The sequence below is a fragment of the Clostridium hydrogeniformans DSM 21757 genome, assembly GCF_000686705.1.
GTDB classification, from domain to species: domain Bacteria; phylum Bacillota; class Clostridia; order Clostridiales; family Clostridiaceae; genus Clostridium_Z; species Clostridium_Z hydrogeniformans.
Genome location: NZ_JMLJ01000030.1, coordinates 1 through 1,840, shown reverse-complemented (window position 1 = coordinate 1,840; position 1,840 = coordinate 1). Strand labels below are relative to the sequence as shown.

Sequence of the window (1,840 nt, the reverse complement as noted above, 5' to 3'; positions counted from 1 at the left end):
TTATTTACTGTAAAAGAATTGCTGGTTCTTTATCTTAATCTGTTTAATTTTCAAAGACCATGTCGCCCTCAAGCGACTTCTTTATGTTATCACTTATCATATATGTTGTCAACACTTTTTTAATTTTTTATTTAATATATATTTTTAATTGTTTTAAGCTTGCGTATTTCTTAGCTTAATCCACCTTTCTTCACTAGTTATAATCTAATAGATAGCTCATATTATAATCCTATAAAATTCATTAACTGAATCTTATAACTTATGTATTAAACTCACTGAATCTTTTAATATGAAACCTATTCTACTTGTATTAGATCAATAATAAAATAGGTTTATAAATAACATTCAATATAGCAGATATAATTATTTATATTATCTACGTTAAAAAATAGTGCTTATAATATATTATATTATAATAAAATTCTTAAAATTAGCTTCATTAATCTATACTTATAAAAAATGAAGTAAATTTTACTTATAATGTACTTACAAACTTATTATTGGAACTCTATCATCTTATTCAATAGCTATATCCATAATCATACCAGATCCTATATTATTACTTGGTTGCTTAATGAAACCAATTTTTTCATAAAAACTTTCTTTATCGTTAAACCGATAGAAATACTTGTGTTTGAAATCTCATTTTGATAGGCATAATCAATAAGTTTGTTAACTATAATTTTTCCGATACCTTTATTCTAATATTGTGGTAAAACGCGAAGGTCTTGTATATATCAATACACTTAATTAGCAATGTATTTAGTTGCGGAGCTATTAAGCTTGCACAGCCATTTCTTTAGTTTGTTATAAAAAGCCTTTATCTTCTCTATGTGATATGCGTTAATTGAAATACATTTAATATATCCTACTCTATATATTAAAAACTTCATGTTAGACATGAAGTTTTTATAATTTGCTTCATTGTACCTTTTTATTTATATTATTATCTATAATTAAAACTATCCAAATTCTTAAATATATAACTTTTAACATATGATAAAAGCCATTTTATTCTATAATTATACTACTACTTATCATTGCCAAATTTATACGTATGGTCTCTCATCTATATAATATGATAGATGACCACAGTTCTCCCTAAATCCCATAGATTTATAAAATCTCTCTTCACAATCTTTAACAATATCAAGGGAAATGAATGTTGCCCCCATATTTCTTAGCTCATTTATAAGCAGTTCACCCATTCTTTTTCCTACCTCAAACTTATTCTCTTCAATTAAAGAACCATTAGAATATTCCAAATTTTCTCCCTGTAGCTTCCTTTCTAAGCAAAACTCCATAATAACTGCTGATAATCCATCAAACATTGCTCGAGCTATTCCAACTAACTTATCATCATTAAATGCACCAATAATTAAACTACTATGTTTTAATGGCTTTACAGCAACTTCCTTTCCAAATCCAACTTCACAAACATCATTTCTTATATAAAAATCCCATAACTGCTCTGATGTAATATTAGGATTGACCAATATCCTTATATCTCTACACTTAATATCCATATCCCCCTATATTCTTATATTTTATAAATAATATATTTATAACTTTTTAGGTTAGTTGAATATATGTCATAATTTAATATAAATGTCATTTATTAGTCTATTATATATAAATAACATTTATAAGTAAATATATGATTTGGTATATATACTGCAATTATTCTAATTAAGAACTTGACTTAAATTATTATCAATAATAACAGAAAAAGACTTCATGTTTAACATGAAGTCTTTGTTTTCACCTGGCAACCTCCTACTCTCCCACTCAGTCTCCCAAGCAGTACCATCGGCCTTCTGAGGCTTAACCATCCTGTTCG

At 26.1% G+C, this 1,840-nt stretch carries 1 protein-coding gene; it reads right to left on the bottom strand.

Annotated features, from left to right (window positions below; translation table 11 throughout):
- Window positions 1-1,049 precede the first annotated feature (1,049 nt).
- A complete protein-coding gene (locus BR69_RS0113135; RefSeq protein ID WP_027633589.1) occupies window positions 1,050-1,526 on the bottom strand; it encodes an N-acetyltransferase in 477 nt (158 codons plus the stop codon).
- Window positions 1,527-1,840: the final 314 nt, after the last annotated feature.